The organism is Gorillibacterium terrae (assembly GCF_051594785.1).
GTDB lineage: Bacteria > Bacillota > Bacilli > Paenibacillales > NBRC-103111 > Gorillibacterium.
Map to the genome: position 1 here is coordinate 331,638 of NZ_JBPPGI010000006.1, position 22,678 is coordinate 354,315.

General features: G+C 61.4%; 23 protein-coding genes and 1 tRNA gene. 2 read left to right on the plus strand and 22 right to left on the minus strand.

Features of this window, described 5'->3' with window-relative positions; translation table 11 throughout:
* Positions 1–68 precede the first annotated feature (68 nt).
* Together gap and ACSEXS_RS19995 are read right to left on the minus strand one after the other, a co-directional pair.
* Positions 69–1,076, minus strand: coding sequence for a type I glyceraldehyde-3-phosphate dehydrogenase (gene gap, locus ACSEXS_RS19990; RefSeq protein ID WP_438435017.1), 1,008 nt, complete (start codon positions 1,074–1,076; stop codon positions 69–71).
* Positions 1,077–1,151: 75 nt separating this feature from the next.
* On the minus strand, positions 1,152–2,174 hold the full coding sequence (locus ACSEXS_RS19995; protein ID WP_438435018.1) for a sugar-binding transcriptional regulator: 1,023 nt from the start codon (positions 2,172–2,174) through the stop codon (positions 1,152–1,154).
* Positions 2,175–2,529: 355 nt separating this feature from the next.
* Here ACSEXS_RS19995 and ACSEXS_RS20000 point away from each other — a divergent pair.
* Together ACSEXS_RS20000 and clpP are read left to right on the plus strand one after the other, a co-directional pair.
* Positions 2,530–2,604, plus strand: a tRNA-Arg gene (locus ACSEXS_RS20000).
* Positions 2,605–2,833: 229 nt separating this feature from the next.
* A complete protein-coding gene (gene clpP / locus ACSEXS_RS20005; protein ID WP_438435019.1) occupies positions 2,834–3,430 on the plus strand; it encodes an ATP-dependent Clp endopeptidase proteolytic subunit ClpP in 597 nt (198 codons plus the stop codon).
* Positions 3,431–3,594: 164 nt separating this feature from the next.
* Here the strand turns inward: clpP and ACSEXS_RS20010 are convergent, their stop codons facing one another.
* The 20 genes from ACSEXS_RS20010 to hprK all read right to left on the minus strand — a co-directional run bounded on the left by ACSEXS_RS20010 (position 3,595) and on the right by hprK (position 22,591).
* Positions 3,595–3,864 carry an HPr family phosphocarrier protein gene (locus ACSEXS_RS20010; RefSeq protein WP_438435020.1) on the minus strand — a complete coding sequence of 90 codons (270 nt, stop codon included), beginning with the start codon at positions 3,862–3,864 and terminating at the stop codon, positions 3,595–3,597.
* Positions 3,865–3,998: 134 nt separating this feature from the next.
* Entirely contained in the window at positions 3,999–4,931 is a 933-nt protein-coding gene (whiA, locus tag ACSEXS_RS20015; RefSeq protein WP_438435021.1) for a DNA-binding protein WhiA, read from the minus strand.
* Between the two features lie 5 nt (positions 4,932–4,936).
* Positions 4,937–5,905 (minus strand): gluconeogenesis morphogenetic factor MgfK, encoded by a 969-nt coding sequence (gene mgfK / locus ACSEXS_RS20020; RefSeq protein WP_438435054.1) that lies wholly within the window; start codon positions 5,903–5,905, stop codon positions 4,937–4,939.
* Between the two features lie 26 nt (positions 5,906–5,931).
* Entirely contained in the window at positions 5,932–6,819 is an 888-nt protein-coding gene (gene rapZ, locus ACSEXS_RS20025) for an RNase adapter RapZ (protein ID WP_438435022.1), read from the minus strand.
* A 117-nt stretch (positions 6,820–6,936) separates the two neighbouring features.
* Positions 6,937–7,884, minus strand: a complete 948-nt coding sequence (locus tag ACSEXS_RS20030) for an ROK family glucokinase (RefSeq protein ID WP_438435023.1) — start codon at positions 7,882–7,884, stop codon at positions 6,937–6,939.
* 312 nt (positions 7,885–8,196) lie between these two features.
* Positions 8,197–9,165: a thioredoxin-disulfide reductase gene (trxB, locus tag ACSEXS_RS20035; RefSeq protein ID WP_438435024.1), complete on the minus strand. Its 969-nt coding sequence runs from the start codon at positions 9,163–9,165 to the stop codon at positions 8,197–8,199.
* Positions 9,166–9,189: 24 nt separating this feature from the next.
* Positions 9,190–10,956: a tetratricopeptide repeat protein gene (locus tag ACSEXS_RS20040; protein WP_438435025.1), complete on the minus strand. Its 1,767-nt coding sequence runs from the start codon at positions 10,954–10,956 to the stop codon at positions 9,190–9,192.
* A 47-nt stretch (positions 10,957–11,003) separates the two neighbouring features.
* Entirely contained in the window at positions 11,004–11,951 is a 948-nt protein-coding gene (locus ACSEXS_RS20045) for a ribose-phosphate diphosphokinase (protein ID WP_438435026.1), read from the minus strand.
* Positions 11,952–12,266: 315 nt separating this feature from the next.
* A complete protein-coding gene (hisIE, locus tag ACSEXS_RS20050) occupies positions 12,267–12,977 on the minus strand; it encodes a bifunctional phosphoribosyl-AMP cyclohydrolase/phosphoribosyl-ATP diphosphatase HisIE (RefSeq protein WP_438435027.1) in 711 nt (236 codons plus the stop codon).
* Positions 12,974–13,732, minus strand: a complete 759-nt coding sequence (gene hisF, locus ACSEXS_RS20055) for an imidazole glycerol phosphate synthase subunit HisF (RefSeq protein WP_438435028.1) — start codon at positions 13,730–13,732, stop codon at positions 12,974–12,976. The genes hisIE and hisF overlap by 4 nt, the downstream gene beginning before the upstream one ends.
* Before the next feature lie 94 nt (positions 13,733–13,826).
* A complete protein-coding gene (hisA, locus tag ACSEXS_RS20060) occupies positions 13,827–14,564 on the minus strand; it encodes a 1-(5-phosphoribosyl)-5-[(5-phosphoribosylamino)methylideneamino]imidazole-4-carboxamide isomerase (RefSeq protein WP_438435029.1) in 738 nt (245 codons plus the stop codon).
* 14 nt (positions 14,565–14,578) lie between these two features.
* Positions 14,579–15,181 (minus strand): imidazole glycerol phosphate synthase subunit HisH, encoded by a 603-nt coding sequence (gene hisH / locus ACSEXS_RS20065; RefSeq protein ID WP_438435030.1) that lies wholly within the window; start codon positions 15,179–15,181, stop codon positions 14,579–14,581.
* 1 nt (position 15,182) lies between these two features.
* Positions 15,183–15,785, minus strand: a complete 603-nt coding sequence (gene hisB, locus ACSEXS_RS20070; RefSeq protein ID WP_438435031.1) for an imidazoleglycerol-phosphate dehydratase HisB — start codon at positions 15,783–15,785, stop codon at positions 15,183–15,185.
* The gene (hisD, locus tag ACSEXS_RS20075; RefSeq protein ID WP_438435032.1) at positions 15,782–17,068 is read right to left on the minus strand and encodes a histidinol dehydrogenase; all 1,287 of its coding nucleotides are present in this window, start codon (positions 17,066–17,068) and stop codon (positions 15,782–15,784) included. Before hisD ends, hisB begins: the two co-directional genes overlap by 4 nt.
* A 45-nt stretch (positions 17,069–17,113) precedes the next feature.
* Positions 17,114–17,770, minus strand: a complete 657-nt coding sequence (gene hisG / locus ACSEXS_RS20080) for an ATP phosphoribosyltransferase (protein ID WP_438435033.1) — start codon at positions 17,768–17,770, stop codon at positions 17,114–17,116.
* 12 nt (positions 17,771–17,782) lie between these two features.
* The gene (locus ACSEXS_RS20085; protein WP_438435034.1) at positions 17,783–18,937 is read right to left on the minus strand and encodes an ATP phosphoribosyltransferase regulatory subunit; all 1,155 of its coding nucleotides are present in this window, start codon (positions 18,935–18,937) and stop codon (positions 17,783–17,785) included.
* A gap of 158 nt (positions 18,938–19,095) precedes the next feature.
* Positions 19,096–19,644, minus strand: a complete 549-nt coding sequence (locus tag ACSEXS_RS20090; protein WP_438435035.1) for an acyltransferase — start codon at positions 19,642–19,644, stop codon at positions 19,096–19,098.
* Complete coding sequence (gene ppaX, locus ACSEXS_RS20095; protein WP_438435036.1) at positions 19,629–20,294, minus strand: pyrophosphatase PpaX; 666 nt, start codon at positions 20,292–20,294, stop codon at positions 19,629–19,631. The genes ACSEXS_RS20090 and ppaX overlap by 16 nt, the downstream gene beginning before the upstream one ends.
* Positions 20,295–20,425: 131 nt before the next feature.
* Positions 20,426–21,595, minus strand: a complete 1,170-nt coding sequence (lgt, locus tag ACSEXS_RS20100; RefSeq protein WP_438435037.1) for a prolipoprotein diacylglyceryl transferase — start codon at positions 21,593–21,595, stop codon at positions 20,426–20,428.
* 54 nt (positions 21,596–21,649) lie between these two features.
* Positions 21,650–22,591 (minus strand): HPr(Ser) kinase/phosphatase, encoded by a 942-nt coding sequence (hprK, locus tag ACSEXS_RS20105; RefSeq protein ID WP_438435038.1) that lies wholly within the window; start codon positions 22,589–22,591, stop codon positions 21,650–21,652.
* Positions 22,592–22,678 lie beyond the last annotated feature (87 nt).

A 22,678-nucleotide genomic window follows, 5' to 3' on the forward strand; every position in this document is an offset into this window, starting at 1 on the left:
ATAAGAGCGGAAACGCCTTAACGTTGTCCGCTCTTCCCTTGGATTCGATGAATCTGGAAAACCGTATCTTATTTCGCCAGGTTTGCAAAGTATTGCAGGGTGCGAATGAGCTGAGCGGTGTAGGACATTTCGTTGTCATACCAGGAAACCGTCTTGACCAGCTGCTTGTCGCCGACCGTCAGAACCTTGGTCTGGGTAGCGTCGAACAGGGAGCCGTAGGTGCAGCCCTTGATGTCGGAGGAGACGATTTCGTCTTCCGTGTAGCCGTAGGATTCGTTGGCGGCTTCCTTCATGGCGGCGTTGATTTCGTCGGCGGTTACGCTCTTGTTCAGAACGGTTACGAGTTCCGTCAGGGAGCCCGTTGCAACCGGAACGCGCTGAGCGGCGCCGTCGAGCTTGCCCTTCAGTTCCGGGATAACCAGGCCGATGGCCTTGGCTGCGCCCGTGGTATTCGGAACGATGTTCTCGGCAGCGGCGCGGGCGCGGCGGAAGTCGCCTTTGCGGTGCGGAGCGTCGAGGGTGTTCTGGTCGCCGGTGTAAGCGTGGATCGTGGTCATCAGGCCTTCGACGATGCCGAACTTGTCGTTCAGGACCTTCGCCATCGGCGCCAGGCAGTTCGTGGTGCAGGAAGCGCCGGAGATAACCGTTTCGCTGCCGTCGAGGATTTCGTGGTTAACGTTGTAAACAACGGTCTTCATTTCGCCGGTACCCGGAGCGGAGATGACGACCTTCTTGGCGCCGCCCTTCAGGTGAAGTTCGGCTTTTTCCTTGGATACGAAGAAGCCGGTGCACTCGAGCACGATGTCGACGCCGAGTTCACCCCACGGAATTTCTTCGGGCTTCGGGGTGGCGAAGGCTTTGACTTCTTTGCCGTTCACTTTGAAGTAGCCGTCATGGACTTCCACTTCGCCGTCGAACTTGCCTTGGGTCGTATCGTATTTGAGCAGGTGCGCCAGCATTTTGGCGTCGGTCAGGTCGTTGATGGCTACTACTTCGATTCCTTCTACGTTCTGAATGCGACGGAATGCCAGACGTCCGATACGGCCAAACCCGTTAATCCCTACTTTTACTGTCATGGTAACTCCTCCTAATGGTGAAATGATGATGGTACCTATATCTCAAGACGGCGATGCCGTCAAGAAAACGAGCAATCAGGCTTCCTGCAAAATATAGCGAGCCGCCGCTTCGTCCGTTACGAGAATGTGCTCCAGACCGTGTCGCAGCACGGCTGCAATACAGCCGCCCTTGCTCTTCCCGCCGGCAACGGCGATCAGCGTGTCGACCTGCTTCAGGTCCTCCATCTTCAGGCCCAGCGTCGGCATGTGGTAGACCACCCGTCCGAACCGGTCGAAGTAGTAACCGAACGCCTCGGCGATCGCTCCCGCCCGCTCCAGTTCGCGCAGCGTAGCCTCGTCGACTTTTCGCCTATTGGCCATAACGGTAGCTTCTCCGATTCCGTGTAGCAGAATACGGGCGCTCTGGATCACCTGGATCATTTCCCGGATGTTCGGTTCCTGAATCAGCGAATGGTAGGCTTCCTCGCCCAGATGGTCGGGCACGTGCAGGAGGCGGTACTGCCCGCCGGTCTTCTTGGCCATGACCGAAGCGAGCGTATTGGCTTGGAACTCGACGCTTTCGCCGATTCCGCCGCGGGCCGGGACGAACAGGCTGCCCCTCATCGCGGAAGACGGCGTAAGCTGGGCGGCGACTTCCGCGAGCGTGGAGCCGCCGGTGACGGCGATGACCGTCTCGACGCTCACGGCCCGGCGCAAAGCGGCCGCTGCGGCGCGTCCCATCTCTTTCTTCGTGTAGTCGGACTCATCCGAATCGCCCGGAACGACGATGGCATCCCGCAAGGAGAACTTCTCCTTCAGGGCTTCTTCCATCCGGCTGTAGCCGAACAGTTCCTTGATCATCGGCTCCATCTCGTCAAGCAGCCGCTTTCCCAACGGAGTCACCCGCATGCCGAAGGATTCCACCTCGAGGAGCCCTTGCTCCTTCAAGAAATCCACTTCGGCGCGCAGCACCCGTTCGGTCATATGAAGCGCAGCCGCCAGGGTTCGGCGTCCGACAAGGCGGTAGATCATGACGTAATGGAGGATGGTGTAGCGCTTCTTGACGAGGTCCAGCACGTCGGGGACGAGCTGTTTTTGCATCTCCAGAACCGCCCTCATCTCATCACCCCCGCCTTGGACACTCAATGTCCCGCATAAACATTTTATGTCCCACGACAAACATACTTTTATGTCCCACGTCTCATTTTAGCGGATTCTGGTACGGCGTGCAAGTTTGTCCGCCCCAAGGATTGGTTAAGTTTTTGTTAAATGTCCCGCAGGGACGGTTCTGATCCCACTCAACCTCCATTTAGCTTCCATTAGCTCGCGTTTTTGACGTCATGGCCTGCTGGGGGTTCCGAAAAGCGAAACGAAAGTCCATCCCCCTCGGAAACTTCGTAAAACCTGCTTGCATTTTCCCGTCCGGTATACTATAATATTTTTTGCTGGCTTTGAATCATCGCCGCACCCATACGCGCCCGTGGTCCAATGGATATGACGTAGGCCTCCGGAGCCTGAGATCGAGGTTCGATCCCTCGCGGGCGCGCCATCTACCGAATTTGACAACGCCCTTAACCGGGCGTTTTTTTCATGCCCTGCTTTATGGTCTGACCTATTTTGACTTTTGCGATCTTTTTCAGTAAGATGGGGATAGCTTCATCTGTGCGCGGTCCGCCCCTTCGGTGAATCGCCTTTCTTTCCGATCCGTCGGGGTCCAATCGGTCGGCGGGTGCGATTCGGTTGGGGCGCGTGCCAGATGCCAAAAAGGAGGAATTCGCATGAGCTTCATTCCAATGGTTGTGGAACCGGACGCCCGGGGAGAACGCGCTTATGACATCTACTCCCGGCTCCTGAAAGACCGTATCATCTTCCTGGGCAGCCAGATCAACGATGCCGTGGCCAACGCCATCATCGCTCAGCTTCTGTTCCTGACTGCGCAGGACTCGGAAAAGGATATCAGCATCTACATCAACAGTCCGGGCGGCTCCATCACCTCCGGTATGGCCATCTACGACACGATGCAATTCATCAAGCCGGACGTCTCGACGATCTGCGTCGGCATGGCCGCCTCCATGGGCGCCTTTCTGCTGACCGCCGGCGCCAAGGGCAAGCGCTATGCCCTGCCGAACAGCGAAGTGATGATCCACCAGCCGCTCGGAGGCGCCGAAGGACAGGCGAGCGACATTGAAATCCGCGCCAAGCGGATCATCAAGCTGCGCGAGAAGCTGAACGGCATCCTCGCCGAACGTACCGGCCAGCCGCTGTCCCGCATCGACAAGGATACGGACCGCGACTACTTCATGACCGCCGACGAGGCGCTGGCATACGGCATCATCGACAAGGTGATCGAGTCGCCGACCAAAGGTCTGCTGTAATCCCGCGCTCACACAGAAAAGGCTGTCCCATCCGGCAGGTTCCGGAGGCGACAGCCTTTTTTAGCTTTTAGTGGCCAATGGGGCTACGGCCAAACGATAGAACAAGCTTGAACCTATAGTCAAAAAAGCTTCCCGCGGAAGCTTCCTCGGCAGCCGAGCGACGGTTACTGGTTCTCGAGTTCTTCCTTGCTGACGAGTGCGACTAAAGCGGTTACAGCCTGATCGGAGTCCGCGCCTTCCGCACTGATGGAGATCTCGGTACCGGTGCTGATCGCGAGGCTCATGATGCCCATGATGCTCTTGGCGTTAACTTTCTTCTCGTCCTTCTCCACAAAGATTTCCGAGGAGAATTTATTGGCCTCTTGAACGAAAAGAGCGGCCGGTCTGGCGTGCAGACCCGTTTTCAAACGAACCACGGCGGGACTTTTAGACATGAACCAATACCCCCATTGCATGAATTTTCTTCTATAGAAACGATCGGGAACGAGTTGGGAACGAGTTTTTGTCCATTATAACATTTTTTCCAAGGCTGCACTAGAAAAATCATGGAACTTCCGATTTCGTCCCTTTACCGCGAATTTCTCAGCTTTTCGGCCATTTCGTCAAGCTTTCGCAGCCGGTGGTTGACGCCGGATTTACTGACGTTTCCCCGGAGCAGATCGCCCACTTCCTTCAGGTTGATGTCGGGGTGCTTCAACCGAATCTCGGCTACCTCCCGGAGCTTCTCGGGCAGATTCTCGAGCCCCATCTCCTTCTCGATCAACCGGATGTTGTCGATCTGGCGGACGGCCGCCCCGATCGTCTTGTTCAGGTTCGCGGTCTCGCAGTTGACGATGCGGTTGACGGAATTGCGCATGTCCTTCATGATCCGGACGTCCTCGAAGCGGAGAAGCGCCTGATGGGCACCGATCAGGCTCAGGAACTCGATAATCTTCTCCCCCTCCTTGAGGTAAAAGATAAAGCCCTTCTTCCGCTCGATGCAGCGCGCGTTCAGGTCAAACCGGTTGGCCAACTGCACAAGAGCGTTGCAGTGCTCCTCGTACATCGAAGCGATCTCCAGGTGGTACGACGAGCCCTCCGGGTTGTTTACCGAGCCGCCGGCGAGGAACGCTCCGCGCAGGTACGCCCGCTTGCAGCAGTTGTTCTTGATCAGGTCCTTGTCGATGCCGTCCGTGAAGAGAAAACCGGTCGACACGATCTTCAGGTCGCTGAGAATCTCCTGCACCCGAAGCGGCACCCGCACGATGTAAACGTTGTTCTTCTTGAGCCGCATTTTCTTGCGCACGAGCAGCTCCGTATGGACCTGGTACATCTTCTTCAGCAGCAGGTAAATCCGCCGGGCGATCGCCGCATTCTCGGTCGAGATGTCGAGGACGGTCCGGCCGCCGGTGAGCTGTACCGTTCCGTTCATGCGGATGAGCGCCGAGAGCTCGGACTTCTCGCAGCAGGCCCCGCTCTCCAGCAGGGTGAGTTCTTTTTTGGTTTGCGCCGCAAAGGACACGGGGGTCACCTCTTTCGGACCATCCAGCTTTCCACCAGTTGATAGATATGATGGCTTAATTTGTCGGCATCATGCCGAAGATAGGTGTGAAAATAAACCAACTCGTCGGCGATCACCTGATAGCCCTGGCGTTCCGCGTCCTCCATGTCCAGAGCGACGGGGGCGGCGCCCTCCTCGGAGTACTTCTGCTCCACCTCCGGCGGAATCGCGCCGTTGTTGACGATGACATAATCGAAGATCGGGCGGCCGATGTGGTCGTAGATGGCGTTGATGTGATCGCTTACCGAATACGAATCGGTCTCGCCGGGCTGCGTCATGACGTTGCAGATGAATACTTTGAGCGCGTTCGATTCGACGATGGCTTGGGCGATGTCCGGCACGAGCAGATTCGGAATGATGCTCGTGTACAGGCTGCCGGGTCCCAGCACGATCGCGTCGGCCCGGCGGAGGGCCTCCACCGTCTCCGGCAGGGGTGCCACGTCCTCCGGCTCGATCGACAAGCGCTTGATCCGGCCGCCGGCCTTGGGAATCTTCGATTCGCCGGTGACGATCGTCCCGTCCTCCATCTCCGCGTGGAGGACGATGGGAATGTCGGCGGCGGGCAGCACCCGGCCGCGGACGGCGAGCACGCGGCTCAGCTCGCGGACGGCGCCGACGAAGTCGCCGGTGATGTCGCTGAGCGCTGCCAGGATGAGGTTGCCGAGAGGGTGGCCGATCAGGCCGTCCACCTGCTTGAAGCGGTACTGCAGCAGCTGCGACAAGAGCGGCTCCGCGTCGGAGAGCGAGCCCATGACATTGCGGATGTCACCGGGCGGGGGAATCTGCAGCTCGTCGCGCAGCACGCCCGAGCTGCCGCCGTCGTCGGCGACGGTGACGATGGCGGTGATGTCGAGCGGCTTCTTCTTCAGGCCGCGCAGCATGACGGACAACCCCGTGCCGCCGCCGATGACGACGACGCGGGGGACACTGGGCATTGCGTCAATGGGATCCGTCAAGTCCACTACCTCCGGTCTCGCTCTGCATCGCGGTGGCTGACGCGGACGATCTCCGTCTCGCTCGCCCCGATGCGTTTGCCCAAGTATTCGGCAATGGCCACCGACCGGTGCTTGCCGCCGGTGCAGCCGATGCCGATGACGACCTGGCTCTTCCCTTCCTTGCGATATTGCGGAATCAGGAAATTGAGCAGGTCCAGCAGCTTGATCAGAAATTCCTGCGTATCCGACCATTTCATCACATATTCGTACACATCCGCATCCTGGCCGGTCTTCGGTCGAAGCGAATCGACATAGTGCGGATTCGGCAGGAAGCGCACGTCGAAGATCAAGTCGGCGTCGATGGGAATGCCGTATTTGAAGCCGAAGGAGATGACGTTCAGTACCAATCCCTCATGACCCAGGTTGGTGAACCGCGACGTGATGATCTCCTTGAGCTGGCCGGGCTTCAGGCTGCTCGTGTCGATGGATTGCGTGGCGAGCCCCTTCAGCTCCTCGAGCAGGATGCGTTCCTGCTGAATCCCCTCAAGCGGCGCGCCGCCCGGCGCGAGCGGATGGCGCCGGCGGCTCTCCTTGTAGCGCTGCACCAGAACCGAATCGGTGGCGTCCAGGAACAGGATTTCATAGCTGATCGTATGATTTTCCTGCAGCGTATGAAGAGACTCCGTGAGCGCCCGGAAAAATTCCCGGCCCCGCAGGTCGATCACCAGCGCCACCTTGCCGATCTTGCCGTTCGACTGCTCGATCAGCTCGGCGAACTTCGGAATGAGCACGGGCGGCAGGTTATCCACGCAGAAGAAGCCGAGATCCTCCAGGCTTTGGACCGCGATGGTTTTGCCGGCGCCGGACATGCCGGTGATGATGACCAGTCTTGCGAGCGTGATGCGTTCTTCCATATCGATCCCTCCCCGATCAAACAGCCGATTCCGACGGCGTTCGGCGAAAGCCGCCAATCCGCCGATAGGCCGCCTGCCCGTTCATCCGGACAAGCGGCCCGCGCATGCAGGGTGTGTCTAGCGGAGATTCAGGCCGGCAGCGCCGACGACGCCGGCGTCATTGCCGAGCGTGGCCGGAACGATGTCCACGTTCTCCTGAACCTGGGCAGGCGTGTATTTCTTGAAGATTTCGCGGATGGGCTGGAACAGGATCTCGCCTGCTTTGGATACGCCGCCGCCGATGATGAACCGCTGCGGATTCAGCACCACCGCGAGCGCGGCCATCGACTTGCCGAGGTAGAACGCGGCCCGGTTGACGATGCGCAGAGCCGCTTCGTCTCCGGCCTTGGCGGCGTCGAATACGTCTTTGGCCGTGATATTCTGAATCATCGCGAGCGAGGTCTTGTCCCCCCGCTGCACGGCGTCCTTGGCCATGCGGATGATGCCCGTCGCGGACGAGACCGTCTCCAGGCAGCCCATCTGGCCGCAGCCGCATTGGATGGCCTCCAGGTCGGGGACCACCGCCATATGCCCAAGCTCGCCGGCCATGCCGGCCGAGCCCTGATAGATTTTGCCGCCGATGATGATGCCGCCGCCTACGCCCGTTCCCAGGGTGTAGCAGACGCAGTTGGCGATGCCCGCCCCCGCTCCGCTCCAGGCTTCGCCGAGTGCGGCCACGTTGGCGTCGTTGTCGATGGCGACCGGCTTGCCGAGCTTTTTCTCGAGCGTCGCTTTGACCGGCACGTCATGCCATTTCAGGTTGGGGGAAAATCGGACGATGCCCTCGGGAATATCCAAGAAGCCCGCCAGGCCCGCGCCGATTCCGGCTACGTCGTCCCAGCCGGATTCCGACTGATCGACCAGAAGACGAACGTAGTTCGCGATCCGATCCAGCACTTCATCCGGTCCGAATTCCGCGCCGGTCGGCCCTTCGTAGGTCTGCAGCAATTTGCCGTTCTCGTCGCAGAGCCCCACCTTGATGCTGGTCCCGCCCAAATCGACACCGACATATACTTTACCCGACATTTGCGTGTCACCTCTATACATGATTTGCCTGCAGGTTCAAAAACCGATTCGCTTCCGGACGATCTCCGGACATGACAATACAGGGACCGGTTTTCTTCTCCGGGCCTTGCACGACGGGGCATGAACGCTTCAGACACTTCTGATCCAACTATATAGCTTCCTTGGGATACGGTCAAGGAATCGTTCCGGGAACCGGCGGCCGAAAAGACAGAGAACCCGACGAAGGCTCGTCGGGCTCCTAGCCGGTCTATCCGAAGCTCCGGTACCGGAACGGGCCGGACCGTTGCCTGCCTTAAGTCCATCCGGCGCGAATTACGGCTGGGCGGCCGCGTCCGTCAGGGTATGGCTCCAATCGTGAACCATTTCCCCATCCAGGTATTTCTCGCAGTCCAGCGCCGCCATGCAGCCGCTGCCCGCGGCCGTGATGGCCTGCCGATAGCGGGTATCCTGAACGTCGCCGCAAGCGAAGACGCCGGGAACGTTCGTCCGGGTCGTCCCCGGCTTCACCACGATGTAGCCCTGCTCGTCGGTGGTGACCTGTCCTTCCAGGAAGGCCGTGTTCGGCCGGTGCCCGATGGCGACGAAGATGGCGTCCGCCTCCAGCACTTCCTCCTGACCGGTGGCGTTGTTGAGCACCTTCAGCCCGGTGACGCCCTTCTCCCCGGCTACCACTTCGAGCGGGGTTGAGTTCAGGCTCCAGACGACCTTGGCGTTCTCGCGCGCCCGGTCCTGCATGATCTTCGACGCGCGCAGCTCCCCGCGGCGGTGCACCACGCGCACTTCGCTGGCGAAGCGGGTGAGGAAATGCGCCTCTTCCATGGCCGAGTCGCCGCCGCCGACCACGATGATCTTCTTGCCGCGGAAGAAAAACCCGTCGCAGGTCGCACACGTGCTGACTCCGCGGCCGATATTTTCCTTCTCCCCGGCGATGTTCAAGAGCTTGGCGGAAGCGCCGGTGGACAGCACCACCGTCTCCGCTTCGATGACGTCGCCGGTCTCCAGGGTGAGCCGGAACGGGGAGGCCGACAGATCGGCCTTGACCACCCAGCTCGAGCGGAACTCCGCTCCGAAGCGCTCCGCCTGGCTGCGCATATTGGCCATCAGCTCAGGGCCGAGGATGCCGCTCGGAAAGCCGGGGAAATTTTCAACTTCCGTGGTCGTGGTGAGCTGTCCGCCCGGTTCCGGTCCTTCGATAACCAGCGGATTCAGGTTCGCTCTCGCCAGATAGATGGCGGCAGTTAAACCGGAAGGTCCGGTTCCGATGATGACGCTTTTGTACATGGCCGCATACCTCCTGAATGGTAGTTACTTCTTCGGCAGAGCGGGCGGGCTCAGGGCGGGCCCATTCGCCGCCGGCACACCGCCGGGGGCGCTCAGCTTCTCCCGGAGCCCGCAGGCCTCGCCGATTCTCCGGGCGGCCCGGCTGACCGTCGCCGCGGAAATGCCGTAGCGCCCGGCCACCTCCTCGAAGGAGATGGCGCGGCGGTGCAGCTTAGCCGTCAGGTACTCCAGGGCCGCCGACCAGCCTTCGATCTTGGCGATGCGCGGCTTCACGGGATAAACCTGAGACAAGTATTCCACCCAGAGCGATTCCAAGTCGCATTGCTGGATCATGTCGTACCGTTTTTCCATCTGCCGGCGGGCGAGCGTCAGCACCGCCTGCCAATCGTCTTCCCAGACCGGAAGCGAGGGCGAATAAGGCGCTTCGCCGATGGTCTTCGCGGCTCCGGCGATCACCACCTGCAGGGCCTCCGTCTTTCCCATGCTGCGCAGGGCGAACAGAGCCATCCGCTTCAAGTCGTCGCTCTCGTCCGGCTCGAGCAGGAATTGGCGCAGGGCCGCCTCCGCCTCGTCGTCGGCGATGGCGCCGAACGCTTGAATCACCTGCTGCTTGGTGTGCCGGTCGCCGTGCTTCAGCCCCCAGAAGAAGGAGGAACGGACGAGCGGGTCGCGCTTGATGCTCTCCGACAGGCCGCCCTCTTCGTTCTGCAACGCGAGAGGCTGCTGCTCAAACGGAAGATGGTAATGATAATGCAGGAAGACTCCCTCCGTCGGGCCCTGCTCCATCTGGTCCAGGTAGAAACGGGCGATCTCGGCGCCCGGATCAAGCTTGGCCGCGAGCCGCCACCGCTTCCTCGCCTCGTCGAACCGGCCCGTATTGAACGCGGCTACCGCCGTGTAATGGAACAGGCTCGGGTCTTGGTCTTCTTCGCCGAGACGGACGAGCCGGCTGAACAGCCGGTAGGCCATCTCGTGATCGCCGAGAATGCCCATCGTGGTCGCCAGTTTAAACAAATATTCGGTATGGAACGGATAGGTCTTGCGCAGCTGTCCGGCCAACTCCTCCAGCTTCTCGGTCTCGCCGAGGTGCTGATAGAAGATCGCCAGGTTGCACAGCGCGTGCAGATTGCCCTCGTCGATGGCAAGGACGTCGAACACGGTCGCGAGCGCATGCTCGAAATCTCCCAGGTAATAATACCCGAGCGCCAGGTTGTTGCGGGCGGCGAGGAAATCGGGATGCTTCTTGACCAGCTTCTGCAGGACGTCGGTCGCTTCGACAAACCGCCCTTCCTCGAGCAGCCTCCGCGCCTCGTCGTGCTCGTAGAGGCCGGCCCGGCTTTTGACATAGCGGATCTGCACCGCGCGCCCCAGCTCGTAGGACAGCAGTTCGGCCATTTCCTCCGCTTCCTCGAGGTAGAGGCCATCTTCGTCCGTCTCCAGGTAGCGCAGGAGCGCTTGCTCCGCCGCGGCGAAATCGTCCATATTGGCGTAATTGTTGGCCAGGTAATAGTAGCACTCGGTCATGCCGGGGTCGAGCTTGTCCAGGATGCCCCGCAGAATCTCGCTGGATTCCTCGAAGCTGCCGACCTCGGCCAGCACGCCGGCCAAGTTGCAATGGTTCACCGCGTTGTCCGGTTCGTATTCCACGGCGCGGCGGAAATATTTTAACGCTTTATCGTAATGGCAGCGGTCCAGAGAGCGAACCGCCCGTTCGAAGAAGAACGTCGCGTCGATTTTCAGCGGTATGATCTTCTGTTCGGTTTTGCGCTCGAGCGCCATTTTCTTACCCACGGGTCAGCACCTCCTCCAAATGCCCGCAGCCCGGTTGTCGAGCCGGATTATACACCGCCGTACTTGAACAGAGAGCTGATCGAGCCGCCCTCGGTGACGATGTGGATGGCGTTGGCCAGGAGAGGGGCCACCGAAATGACCTTAAAGCGGGCGGCATGGTCGTCGGGAATCGCGATCGTATCGGTGATGACCACTTCCTTGATGTTGGGGTGGTCGAGCCGCTGCAGCGCCGGTCCCGAGAAGATCGGGTGGGTGGCGCAGACATACGAGTCGCCTGCTCCGCGCTCCTTGAGGCCTTCGACGACGTTGACGATGGTACCGCCGGAGTCGATCATGTCCTCGATGATGACGGGCGTGTAGCCCTCAACTTCCCCGATGACATGCGTAATCACCGACTCGTTGTGAGCCGGACGTTTTTTGATCATGATGGCGAACGGCGCGTTCAGGATGTTGGCGAGACGTTCCGCGGTGGTGGCGCGGCCGGCGTCCGGGGAGACGACGATGGGGTTCGGGATGTTCTTCTTGCGGATGTAATCGCTGATCAGGTCGAGTGCGGTGAGGTGATCGACCGGAATGTTGAAAAAGCCCTGAATGGCGGCAGCGTGAAGATCCACCGTGATTACCCGGTCCGCTCCGACCGTGGCGAGCACGTCGGCAACCATCTTGGCCGAGATCGGTTCCCGGGGCGCAGCCTTGCGCTCTTGGCGGGAATAGCCGTAGTACGGCACAACCAGGTTGATGGTGCGGGCGGATGCCCGTTTGGCAGCATCGATCATGACGAGCAGCTCGACGAAATGCTCATTGATCGGGTGGGAGAAGGTCTGCACGATGAAAATATCGCAGTTGCGGACGGGCTCTTCGTACAGGCAGTACAGCTCGCCGCTCTTGAAGCGCGACAGCTTCACCTTTCCCAGGGGACGATCCAGTACCCTGGATATCTCCTCTGCCAGTTTGGGGTTCGAGGAACCCGAAAAAATCTTCAGATTGCCGTTCATTTTAGACCTCCTAGTAATGGTGCGATCGCTCGCATTGGGCGAAGCTCTCAACGGGTCCTCGCCTCTTCCGAAACTTGTCCTTCCCAAGTGTAATCAAAAAAACCGCCCGTGGCGCGAAACGCATGGGAATGTCAACAAACCGTCAAACAAATTCGCCACTTTTCATTATACCTGTTCGCGAACGATTTACAAAAGGGAAAGTTGGGCTTTAGCCGAAAAAGCTTTTCCCGTTCCGATCGGCGCCAAACCGCATAAAGGACGGCCCCGCCGCTTTCATCCAAAAGGGGGGCCGTCCCGTATGCGAGGCGGTTTCCATTATTTGTTGTGCCGACGGTCGAGCTCGGCCAGGACTTCGTCGAGCGGCAGCTTCTCCTCGCGCAACAACACGAGCAGGTGAAAGATCAGGTCGCTCGCCTCGTAGCGCAGCTCGTCGGCGCTGTGGTTTTTCGCGGCGATAACCACCTCGGTGGCTTCCTCGCCGACCTTCTTGAGAATCTTGTCGAGTCCCTTCTCGAACAGGTAGGTGGTATAAGCCCCTTCGGGGCGCTCGGCATCCCGGCGGGCGATGACCTCCTCCAGCACGGAGAGAATGCGGAAGCGGTCCTGCGCCGCTGCGGCGGAACCAAGCTGCAGGCCTCGGGCGGCGAGCCCCGCCTTCTCCGCTTCCTCCGTCTTCCACTCGGCTTTGGCCGGATCGGCAGGCAGCGGAACTTCGCCCGTAAAGCAGGTATACGTCCCGTTATGGCAGGCGGGACCGGCCGGGACCACCTGCACGAGCAGGGTGTCTCCGTCGCAATCGTAGCGGACGGCCTTGACCTGCTGCGTATGGCCGGAAGTCCCTCCCTTGTGCCACAGCTCCTGCCGGGAGCGGCTCCAAAACCAGGTTTCCCCGGTCTTCAGCGTCCGCTCCAGGGATTCTTCGTTCATGTAGGCCAGCATCAGCACTTCCTTGCTGGCCGCATCCTGTATCACGGCCGGGACGAGTCCGTTCTCGCCCCAGCGGATGTTCTCCAAGCCTTCCGTCATCGGACGGTCACTCCCTCCCTCGCCAGGCGGTCCTTCACCTGGCTAATGGTTAGCTCCTTGTAATGAAAAATCGACGCCGCGAGCGCCGCGTCGGCGCCCGCTTCGCGGAAGACTTCCGCAAAATGCTCCGCGTTGCCCGCCCCGCCGGAGGCGATGACCGGGATGCCCACTCTCTGTGCCACGCGCTTGGTCAGCGGCAGGTCGAAGCCGTCTTTGGTGCCGTCGGCATCCATGCTGGTGAGCAGCAGCTCGCCCGCTCCCAGCTCCTCGGCGCGGCCGACCCATTCCAGGGCGCGGATGCCGGTCGGCTTACGCCCGCCGTGGGTGTAGACTTCCCAGTCGTCCCACTCCGGGTTGAACCGGGCATCGACGGCGACGACGATGCACTGGTTGCCGAAGCGGCGGGCGCCTTCGGCGATCAGCTCGGGACGCAGCACGGCGGCGGTGTTGATGCCGATCTTGTCGGCCCCGGCCCGCAGCAGCCGCTTCATGTCCTCGACGCTGCCGATGCCGCCGCCGACCGTGAATGGAATGGCCAGCTCTCCGGCCGTCCGCTTCACAACCTCGACCATCGTCGCCCGTCCTTCGACGGATGCGGAGATGTCGAGGAATACCAGCTCGTCCGCGCCCTCGCGGTCATAGAGAGCGGCCAGCTCCACCGGATCGCCGGCGTCGCGCAGGTTGATAAAGTTAACCCCCTTCACCACCCGGCCGTCCTTCACGTCCAGGCAGGGGATAATCCGTTTCGCCAGCATTCGGCGGTCCTCCTTTGGATCGATTGGCGGGCGCACGGAACGGGTTCCGGCCGCGCCGCTTCCCGCTTGCGCATCGGTCAGGCATGCGTCTCGGTTAAGCTTGTGCCTGCAATCGGCGCAGGGCTTCAGCCAGCTCGATCTGGCCGGTGTACAGCGCCTTGCCGACGATGGCTCCGGCAATGCCGTCCCGCTCGTGGCCGGCGAGCCGTTCCAGGTCCTCGTAGCGGCTGACCCCGCCGGAAGCGATGACTGCCCGGCCGGAGGCCTGCGCCAAGGCGACGATTGCCTCCACGTTCGGGCCTCTCATCATCCCGTCGCGGGAGATGTCGGTGAAGATGAAGGTTTGCGCCCCCGCGGCGGCAAGCTCCCGGGCGAGCGCGTCGGCCCGCACCTCGGACGTCGTCAGCCAGCCCCGCGTGGCGACGAAGCCGTCTCGAGCGTCGATGCCGATGGCGATTCGGTCGCCGTAGGCGGCGAGTGCCGCTTCGACAAAATCGCGGTCCTCGATGGCGGCGGTCCCGAGGATGACCCGGGCGACGCCGAGCCCGAGGAGCCGTTCCACGTCGGCCAGCGTCCGCAGGCCTCCGCCGCACTGAACCGGAACGCCAGCGCCCGCGGCGATGGCTCCGATAGCGTCGTGGTTGACCGGGCGGCCTTCCTTGGCACCGTCAAGATCGACCAAGTGAATCCAGGCCGCCCCGGCCTGCGCCCATTCGAGCGCGGCTTCCTCGGGCCGCTCGCGGTACACGGTCTCGCGGTTATAATCGCCCTGGACCAGCCGCACGCATTTGCCGCCGCGGATGTCGATGGCGGGATAGACGATGAATGGCACTCCGATGTCCTCCTTTATTCGCAAAGCCGGATGAAGTTGGCCAGGAGCTTAAGGCCGGTCTCGCCGCTTTTCTCCGGGTGAAACTGCATGCCGTAGATGTTGCCCCGGCCGACGATGGCCGTCACCGGCTGGTGGTAGTCCGTCACGGCGATCAAGTCCTCCTGCCGCTCCGGCAGCGCGTGGTAGGAATGCACGAAATACACGTAGCCCTCCTCCACGCCCTCGGTTAGCGGGCTTTCCCGCCGGAAGGACAGGCGGTTCCAGCCCATATGCGGCACCTTGTAGCCGCCCTGGAACCGAACCACCGAGCCCGGCAGGAGGCCGAGCCCCGCTTCGTTTCCGTGCTCCTCGCCCCGCGAGAACAATAGCTGCATGCCGAGGCAGATGCCGACGAGCGGCTTGCCGCCCGCCGCGAATTCCTTCACCGCCTCGTCGAGTCCGCTCGCGGTCAGCTCCTTCATCGCGTCCGCAAAAGCCCCGACGCCCGGCAGGATGACCCCGGAGGCACGCCGGATGGTCTCCCGGTCGGCGGTGACAACCGCCTCCGCCCCGAGCCGCTCCACGGCCTTCCCGACGCTGTGCAGGTTCCCCATCCCGTAATCGACGATGGCGAGCATGCTAGAGCACTCCCTTCGTCGAAGGCACGCCTTTCACCCGCGGGTCGTACCCGGTCGCTTCGTCCAGGGCGCGGCCGAGCGCTTTGAAGACCGCCTCCACCATATGGTGGGTATTGCGTCCGTAATGGACGATCACGTGCAGGGTAATCCGCGCCTCCAGCGCCAGCTTCCAGAGGAACTCATGGACCAGCTCCGTCTGAAAGCTGCCGATCTGCGCGGAGGGATAGTCGGCTCGGTACTCCAGATGCGGACGGTTGCTCAGGTCGATCACGACCTGGGCCAGCGCCTCGTCCATCGGGATAAATACACTGGCATAGCGCTTGATGCCCGCCTTGTCGCCGAGCGCCTCCCGGAGCGCTTGGCCGAGGCAGATGGCGATGTCCTCGACGGTATGGTGGTCGTCGACCTCAATGTCGCCCTGCGCTCGGAGGGTCAAGTCAAACTGCCCGTGGCGGGCGAACAGGTCGAGCATGTGGTTCAGGAACGGCACCGCCGTGTCCAGTTCGACCTGGCCGCTGCCGTCGATGCCGAATTTCAGCTCGATGTCGGTCTCGCCCGTCTTGCGGGCAACGCCCGCTTCGCGACTCCGTCTCGCTTCCGTCATGAGGCTCCCCCTTCCTTGCGCAGCCGGACGGCAATGGCTTCGGCATGCGCATCCAGCCCCTCGCTCTGCGCCAACCGCACGATCTTCTCCCCATGCTCAAGCAGGTCTTGGCGGCTGTAGTGAATGACGCTGGACTTCTTGATGAAATCGTCGACCGACAGCGGCGAGGAAAACCGCGCCGTGCCGTTGGTCGGAAGCACGTGGTTGGGACCGGCCCAATAATCCCCGACCGGCTCGGAGCTGTAGGCCCCGAGGAAAATGGCCCCAGCGTTCTCGATGCGGCCGAGCAGCTCGAACGGTGCCGCCGTCACCACTTCCAAATGCTCGGGGGCGAGACGGTTGACCGCCCGGATGCCTTCGTCCAAGTCGGCGACGGTGAGGATTGCGCCGTAATCGCGGATCGACGCGGCGGCGATCTCCCGCTTCGGCAGCAGCTCGAGCTGTCGTTCGACCTCCTGCTTGACGGCGGCAGCGAGCGCTTCGGACGGCGTCACCAGCACGGCCGACGCCATCTCGTCGTGCTCCGCCTGCGACAGCAGATCGGCGGCCAGGTAGGCCGGGTCGGCGCTGTCGTCCGCCAGCACGACGATCTCGCTCGGTCCGGCGATGCTGTCGATGTCGACCGCGCCGAACACCTGGCGCTTGGCGAGAGCGACGTAGATGTTGCCGGGACCGACGATCTTGTCGGCGCGGGCGACCGTCTGGGTGCCGTAGGCGAGAGCCGCCACAGCCTGCGCACCGCCCACGCGGTAGATCTCCGTGATGCCGCATTCGGCGGCGGCCACCAGCACGGCCGGGTTGACGCCGGCCACGCCGGCGGTGGCGGGCGGCGTCACCATGACGATCTCCGGCACGCCCGCCACCTGCGCCGGAATGGCGTTCATCAGCACGGACGACGGATATGCCGCCTTGCCGCCGGGAACGTACAAACCGACCCGCCTAAGCGGACGGATCACCTGCCCGAGCAGGGTGCCGCTCGGGGCCAGATCGATCCAGGACGAGCGCTTCTGCTTCTCGTGAAACGCCCGGATGTTGGCGGCCGCTTCCCGCAGAGCGCTCAGAAAGTCGCCGCTCACCTGGGCATAGGCCTCTTGAATTTCTTCCTCGGTGATCCGCAGACTGGAGACGGTCACCCGGTCAAACTGCTCCGTCAGCCGAATGAGCGCCTCGTCGCCTTCCCGGCGCACCGCTTCAATGATGCCGGCTACCGCCCGGCTCTGTTCCTCGTTACCTCCGTCCACTTCCCGCTCCAGCGTGAAGTCGTTGGCCTTCAGTATCCTCATACCGTTCCATCCTCTCTACTCGAATGGGGTTTGCCTCTCGTCAACTTACCGATTTCCCGCCGAGGCGGGTTTCGCTTCCTCCGGCAATACCGCCTTCAGCCGGGCGCACAACCGTTCCACGGCGGCGCTCTTCAGCCGGTAGCTGACCCGGTTGGCGATCAACCGGCTGGTCACGGGAAAGATCGAGGTCAGCTCGACGAGGCCGTTTTCCCTCAGCGTTTGCCCGGTCTCCACCATATCGACGATGCGGTCGGCCAGGCCGATGAGCGGCGCCAGCTCGATCGAGCCGTTCAGCTTGATGACCTCCACCTGCTGGCCCTGCCGCCGAAAATACTCGGAGGCCACATTCGGATACTTGGTCGCCACCCGGGGATGCAACTCCGGTTGGTAATCGGGAAGTCCGATCACCGACATGCGGCAGCGGGCGATGCCGAGATCGAGGAGCTCGTAGACATCGCGGTTCTCTTCGAGGAGGACATCCTTGCCGACGATGCCCACATCCACCGCTCCATATTCTACATAAGTCGCCACATCCACCGGCTTGGCCAGAATGAATTCCATGCCCGCCTCGGGAACGGTGACGATCAGCTTGCGCGATTCCTCCAGATCGTCCGGAATCGCATACCCCGCTGCCTGAAACAGCCGGATGGCGGATTTGTTGATCCGCCCCTTCGGCATTGCTACCTTCAAGAGCTCCGCCATGTTCTCATCTCCTTACCCATAGACGATCAACCGCTCCCCCGGTTCGGGAAGCTCTTCTTCCGCCGCCAGCAGGCGGGTCTCCACGACGAAGGCGCCCGCCGCCCGCAGCTCCATTGCTTTGGCGAGCGCTGCCGCCCGCTTTTCCTGCCGGTACGCGATGACCATGCGCTCCGGCTCGCCCATGGAATCCGCCGTCAGCTCCAGCATCCGGTTCGTCTTGAGCGCGAAGCCGGTTGCCGGGGCCGGGCGGCCAAACTGGCCAAGCAGGTTGTCGTAGCGGCCGCCGCTGACGACCGGAAAGCCGAGCCCCGAAGCGTAGCCTTCGAAGATCATGCCCGTGTAATAGCTGAAATTCCCGACCATCGTCAGGTCGATGATCGCGTAATCCTCCATCCCATAGGCGGCCAGCACCTCCAGCATGAGGCGGAGATGATCGACCGCCGCCTGGGCCTCGGCGCTGCGGGTGAGCTTCCTCGCCACATCCAAAGCGCTCGCTCCGCCTTGAATCTGCAGGATGCTCTCCAGCTTCCCGGAGGACAGTTCGGGGAGGCCGATTTCCGCGAGACTTCGCCGGTAGCCGACATAATCCCGGTTCATCAGGCATTCCTTCAGCACTTCCTGCTCCTCCGGCCGGTCGGGCAGAAGCTCCTCGAACAAGCCGTTCAGGAAGCCCAAATGCCCGAACGCAAGCTTAAAATCGCGTATCCCGGCCGCCTGCAGCGCGGCCACCGCCAGCGCCACCATCTCGGCATCCGCCTCGGCCGATGCGTCTCCGACCAATTCGACCCCCGTCTGGAAGAACTCCGACTCCTTCCCCGCTTCTTCCGCGAAGGCGCGGAAGACGTTGGAATGATAACAGAGCCTGAGCGGCAGCGGTTCGTCCTTGAGCAGGGACGAGACCACCCGCGCGATCGGGGCGGTCATGTCCGAGCGCAGCACCAGCGTCCGGCCGTTCTGGTCCAGCAGCTTGAACAGCTTCTTGTCGGTCGTGGCGCTCGCGACGCCGACCGTATCGTAGAATTCCAGCGTGGGCGTGATGATTTGCCGGTAGCCCCAGCGCTTCATGCAGTCCAGCACGCGGAATTCGATGCTTCTCAGTCGTTCCACCGCCTCGGGCACATAATCCTTGACGCCCGTCGGTTTCTCAAACCCTCTTGGCTTGGACAAGCGGTTTCCCCTCGTTTCCTTGATATGCCGAAAGCCGACCGCTCGGTTATCCTTCGGCTGCATCCGTCGTTGCATTCGTTTTGCTTTAGTTGGTCTTAGTTCACTTTAGTTCGCTACCATACTACCATATTAGCAAATTAAAGAATGCTGTTATCATATCACGGTCCGACTTCTCCGTCAATTGGCGTACCGCTCTGCGTGCCGATGCCTTCCGCGCTGTCTTCCGGGTACCGCAGCACCCGCATGGGATTGCCCCCCACGAAGCTGCCGGGAGCCACATCGCGCACGACCACCGTTCCCGCTCCCACCACAGCCCCGTCGCCGATGCTCACGCCGGGCAGGATGATGGAGCCCGCTCCGATCATTACCCGCGATCCGATCCGCACCTCGCCCAGCCGGTATTCGCGGGTAAGGTATTCGTGGCAGAGGATCGTGGCGTTGTAGCCGATGATGGAATCGTCGCCTACCGTGATCAGCTCCGGGAAGAACACATCGGGCATCGCCATCAGCGCGAACGCCGTATTTTCGCCTACCTTCATGCCAAGGACATGCCGGAAAATCGAATTCTTGAAACGCAAAGAAGGCGAATAGCGCGCCATCTGAATAAACACAAAATTGCGCATCGCCTTCCAGCGGCTGACGGTTCGGTAGACCTGCCACAGCGAATTCGGTCCCTTGACCGGGTACCGGTTTACATTTCTCGGCACGCCGCATCCCTCGCTCTTCCGACGATGGCGGGCAGATCCCGCATATCGCGGAGCATGTAATCGGGCTCGAACCGCTGCAGGTATTCCTCGCCCTTGAGCGACCAAGCGACGCCCGCCGTCTTCACTCCGGCCCGCTGGCCGGCCTGGATGTCGTATTGGCTGTCTCCCACCATGAGCGTCTTCCCCGGATCGGCCTGCATCAGCGCCACCGCGACGTTGACGCCCGCCGGATCAGGCTTGCCCCGCTCCACGTCCTCGGCCGTCACGACCTCGGCCATGTACTTGTCATAGCCGAAGATCTTGAGTCCCTTTTCCGTGGTGAAGCGCATCTTGTTGGTGACCATGCCCATCCGGACGCCCATGCCGTAAAGCTCCTCCAGCACCTCGTCTACATACGGAAATTTGCGGATCAGCTCGTCGTGCATGCGGAGGTTGTATTCGCGATAAGCGAGCACCAGGTCGGCGACATCCTCCCGCCCGCTGAAGAGCTGAAGCTGTTCGCCCAGCGGCTTGCCCATATGGGGGACAATGAGGTCTCGCGTCACCGGCTTTTCGGTCTGTCCCTCCAGCACATGCAGGAAGGTGGTGATAATCAGTTCATTGGTATCGACCAGCGTTCCGTCAAAATCAAACAATATCGTCTCGATCATAGGGTCTCCTTTATCGCTGTCTTGATGTGGTTTGCCCGCCCCCGGGTAGAAGAAGAAACGGCTTGGCCCCGAGGGGCGCGGCCGTTTCCGCTTGTGGACGAGACCGGCAAGGGAAGGTTCCCCGCCTAAAACTAATCCTGCTTCTTCTCTTCGTCCGAACCGGGGAGGAAGGGATCTTCACTTCTCCGTTCTTCGGCCTCTCCCGGAGCGTTCGTACCCGGGACATTCTCCGGTACAGCCTCTTCAGTAAAAGGTTGTTCCGTAACCACCGGGTTCAACCGATCATCGGTAGCCTCCGGTTCTCGAATCGTCGCCGACTGGGTGGACGGTTCTGCCGCTGCGGCTTCCCCGGCGACTGGACCCTCTGCCGCCGGAACAGCCCGGCTGGAGACGATCGGATCGAGGTAACGCGTCCCGGCCCGGCCGCTCTTGCGCCGCCAGACGATGAGCGCAATGGCCGCAAGGACCAGCAGCACCGCCAGCAGTTGGGAGATGCGCACGTTCTTGCCCGCTTCCATCGCTCCCGGCTCAAACACAAGCTTCATCGGCGACCACAAGGCGTCCATCAGCTTGGCCAACCAGTTCGGACCGGCAAAGACCAGGCTGTCCGTCCGCAAGCCTTCAATGAAGAAGCGGCCGATGGAGTACCAGATCAGGTAGCTGAACAGAAGCTCGCCCGTGCGGAGGAACGGCCTGCGCCGCAGCCACAGAAGGATCAGCAGGCCGACCAGGTTCCACAGCGATTCGTAGAGGAACGTCGGGTGATGATAAGCGACCGCGCCGGACGGGTCCGCGATCAGCATCTGATTCACAATAAAGTTCGGCAGATGCAGCGTGCTGCGCAGGAAATGCTCCGACACCTCGCCGCCGTAAGCCTCTTGGTTCATGTAGTTGCCCCAGCGTCCGATCAGTTGCCCGAGCAGGAGGCTGGGCGCGCAGATATCGGCGATCCGCAGGAAGGTGTAGCCCTTCGCTTTTATGTAGAAGTAGGCGCCGATAAAAGCCCCGATCAGCGCGCCGTAGATGGCGATCCCGCCCTGCCAGATCTTGAAGATATCCAGAAGGTTGTGGCGGTAATCCTCCCACGTGAAGGCCACGTAATAGAGCCTCGCCCCCACGATCGCCGAGGGAACGCCGACAAGCAGAAGATCCATGAAAAAGTCGGGAATGATGCCGAAGCGTTTCCCTTCCCAGACCGCCAAGTAAAGGCCGGCCAGCGCAGCCGTCGCCAGGATGATCCCGTACCAGGTAACGGACAGGCTCCCGATGGAAAATGCAATTCGATCCAAAGCCAAATACATGCAAGTGCCCCCTCATCAATCGGATACGCGGATAGCGTACCTATTCCTAACGGGTTATTCCATTTCTTCCGATTCTTCCGCAATCGTCTCCGTCAGCTTGTTGGCAAACTGCTGAGCGGCGTTCAACCCCATCCGCTTCAACCGGTAATTCATCGCCGCCACTTCGACGATGACGGCCAGATTTCGGCCCGGACGAACGGGAATGGTCATCAGCGGCAGATCGGTGTCGATGATCCGGGTCGTTTCTTCGTCGAGACCGAGCCGGTCATACTGCTTTTCCTGCTGCCAGGTTTCCAGCCTCACCACGAGGTTGATCTTCGTGTCGCTGCGAACCGCACCGGCGCCGAACAGCGTCATCACGTTGATGATGCCGACGCCGCGGATTTCCAGCAGGTGCTTGATCAGCTCCGGCGGGTTGCCGATCAGCACGTTTTCCGCCGTCTGCCGGATTTCGACGGAATCGTCCGTCACCAGCCGGTGGCCGCGCTTGACGAGCTCGAGAGCCGTCTCGCTCTTGCCGATGCCGCTCGAGCCGGTAATCAACACGCCGATCCCGTATACGTCGACCAGCACGCCATGGATGGTCGTCGTCGGAGCCATCTTGGTTTCCAGAAAGTTGGTCATCTGGCTGGACAGGGTGGTCGTCGGCATCGTGCTGCGGACGATGGGAATCTTCCGCTCGGTCGCGATCTCAACCAGCTCGTCCGGCACCGGCAGTCCCCGGGTCACGAGGATGCAGGGGGTTTCCTCCGAGCTGCACAGCTTGGCGAGTCGATCCTTGCGCTGATCCTCGCTCAGCGTCATCAGGAACGTCAGCTCGGTTTTGCCGAGAATCTGAACGCGCTCCGAGGGGTGATAATTGAAATAGCCCGCGATCTCGAGCCCCGGCCGGTACAGGTCGGAGACGGTAATGAGCCGCTGCAAGCCGTCTTCCCCGCAGACCACCTCCAGCTTGAACCGCTTGACGAGATCCGCGATTTTAACCTTTTTCGCCATGGTACTAACTCCTTCTCTCTCTCCAATAGGTACATCGTAACGAAAATGCAATCCGAAAGCAACACAAGTCCATGCCAGTCTTTTCCA